Consider the following 552-nt stretch of genomic DNA (forward strand, 5'->3'; position numbering starts at 1 on the left):
GCCAACGCACGCATCTCGCACGCTGAGCTGTCAACGAAGGTCAACCTGTCGCGCAACGCGGTGCGCGTGCGTATCGAGCGCCTGGAACGCGAAGGGTTCATCAAGGGATATACGATCGTCACGGGCGAAGGTGGTGGCAACCAGCATGTCACGACAGCGCTGATGTTCGTTTACCGGCATGATCGAATGCGGGGTGGCGACGTCATTCAGGCGTTGCGCAAGATACCCCAGGTCGTCGCATGCGATGTGATGAGCGGCGACTTTGATCTCCTGGTGCGAGTCGAATCGCCTGATGCCGACCGCATTCGTCAGATCTGGCAGCAGATAGCGGAGTTACCTGGGGTGCGCGATACGCTGACTGCGTTCGCGCTCTCTTCAGTCATTCGCAGATGATCGCAGAACCATAGGGGCTCTCGTCACCGGATTCGCGGGAACGGAAATCTGGCGCGCCCTCACGTCGCGTTGGGACGGCGGTGCCATTGTAGTCCAAAACGTTCGCCCTGCCGATCGATCGAGCTTGAGCACACCTTTCGCGCGAGACACGCACGGGAT

At 60.1% G+C, this 552-nt stretch carries 1 protein-coding gene; it reads left to right on the forward strand.

The features are described from left to right. A partial coding sequence (locus EN750_RS38200) for an Lrp/AsnC family transcriptional regulator (protein ID WP_145968384.1) occupies window positions 1-393 on the forward strand: 393 nt, incomplete at its 5' end. Window positions 394-552: the final 159 nt, after the last annotated feature.

Origin of the sequence: Mesorhizobium sp. M7A.F.Ca.ET.027.03.2.1 (genome assembly GCF_003999175.1) — a bacterium.
Classification (GTDB): domain Bacteria; phylum Pseudomonadota; class Alphaproteobacteria; order Rhizobiales; family Rhizobiaceae; genus Mesorhizobium.